Source organism: Fundidesulfovibrio sp. (assembly GCF_058402725.1).
This window is the reverse complement of record NZ_JBZVFJ010000313.1, coordinates 1-1,853: the sequence shown is the minus strand read 5'-3', so window position 1 is coordinate 1,853 and position 1,853 is coordinate 1. Positions and strand designations below refer to the sequence as shown.

Genomic DNA, 1,853 nt, shown 5'->3' with positions numbered 1-1,853 from the left:
CCTAGCCCGGGCCGCCTCGAAGCTCTCGGAGGGATCGCCCGTCATGCCCCTCAGCGCGACCAGGTTGGAGCGCGCGCGGGCGTAGCCGGGGGCCAGGTCCAGGGCGCGCAGGAACTCTTTCTCGGCCAGATCGGTGTTGCCGACGCCGTAATAGGCCACGCCCAGCTCGTTGTGGGTCAGGGGAGAAGCGCTGTCCTTGTGGCGGGAAAGCTCGGCCAGGGCGGCCTGATGGTTGCCCGCGCGGTTGAACTCCAGGGCGCGGGTCACGCTGAGGCGCTCCAGTTCCGCCGTGGCCCCGGGCAGAAGGAACCCCGCCGCCGCGCCCAGGAGCGCGAGCCCGACAAGCGCGGCGCGCACCCGGGCCGCGCCCACGGGCAGGAACATGTCGTCCAGGGCGGCGGCCAGGCGCGCGGCGTAGGCATCCAGCGGCCCGGCCCCCCGGGCGGAGACGGCCCCCGAGAGGTCCGCCCCGGCCAGGCGCGTGAGCCACAGCCAGCAAAGCCCCCAGAACAGGATGAGCAACAGCGCTCCCAGAAGCCAGATCATCGCGCGCCTCCTCCCGCCGCTCCAACGGCCCCAGGTCCCTCGGCGGCCCAGAACAGCTCCCTGGGCAGGGGCACGCCGCGCTCCGCGAAGAGCTCCAGGCAGCGCGGCACGTAGCCCGTGGCCACGAAGGCCCCGCGCACCTCGCCCGGGGGCGCGGGCTCCTGGCGGAACTCGAACACGTCGCCCAGGGTGATCACCCCGGCTTCCAGGCCCGTCACCTCGGCCACCTGCACCACGCGCCGCCTGCCGTCCTTGAAGCGCTTCACCTGCACGATCACGTCCACGGCCCCTGTGATCTGCTCGCGGATGACGCGCGGCGGCAGGTCGAATCCGGCGAAGAGCACCAGGGTCTCCAGGCGCGAGAGGGCCTCGCGCGCGGAGTTGGCGTGGATGGTGGTGAGCGAGCCGTCGTGGCCGGTGTTCATGGCCTGGAGCATGTCCAGGGCTTCGGAGCCGCGGCACTCGCCCACCACGATGCGGTCCGGGCGCATGCGCAGGCAGTTGCGCACCAGGTCGCGGATGGTCACCTCGCCCTTGCCCTCGATGTTCGGGGGCCGGGCCTCCAGGGTGATCACGTGGGGCTTGGCCAGCCTGAGCTCGGCCGAGTCCTCCACGGTGACGATGCGCTCGCCGTCGGGGATGTAGTCCGAGAGGATGTTCAGCAGCGTGGTCTTGCCCGAGCCCGTGCCCCCGGAGATGAGCACGTTGAGCCGGGCCAACACCGCCGAACGCAGGAAGCGCTCCATCTGGAGGCCCAGCGTGCCCAGGTCCAGGAGATCCTGGGGGCCGAGGCGCTTGCCGGGGAACTTGCGGATGGTCAGGTTGGCCCCCTTCACGGCCAGGGGCGGGATTACGGCGTTGACGCGCGAGCCGTCGGGCAGGCGGGCGTCCACCATGGGCGTGGAGGTGTCGATCTTGCGGCCCAGGGGGGCCACGATGCGCTCGATGACGCGCAGGAGGTGCGCCTCGGAGAGGAAGCGTCGCGCCGATTCCTCGATGCGCCCGGCGCGCTCCACATAGAGCGTGTCGAAGCGGTTGACCATGATCTCGGTGATGGAGGGGTCTTCCAGAAGGTCTTCCAGGGGTCCCAGGCCCAGCACGTCCTGGAGCAGTTCGCGCACCACGGCGTCGCGCTCCTGGCGGGAGCGGATGCTCACCTCCTGGTCCAGGAGCAGGATCACCTGGCGGGTGACGTCCTCGCGCAGTTCGGCCAGCTTGGCGGGGTCGTTCTCGGCGGCCATGTCGGAGTACTTGAGGTCGTAGGTCTCCAGGAGCTTGCGGTGCACGGCCTGCTTGATCTCGGCCGG

At 71.2% G+C, this 1,853-nt stretch carries 2 protein-coding genes; both read right to left on the bottom strand.

Annotated elements, in window-relative coordinates; genetic code table 11:
- A partial coding sequence (locus ACV4UX_RS19105) for a hypothetical protein (RefSeq protein ID WP_491594864.1) occupies positions 1–546 on the bottom strand: 546 nt, incomplete at its 3' end.
- Positions 543–1,853 (bottom strand): TadA family conjugal transfer-associated ATPase (locus ACV4UX_RS19100; protein ID WP_491594863.1); only part of this gene is annotated, 1,311 nt, incomplete at its 5' end. The genes ACV4UX_RS19100 and ACV4UX_RS19105, both read right to left, overlap by 4 nt.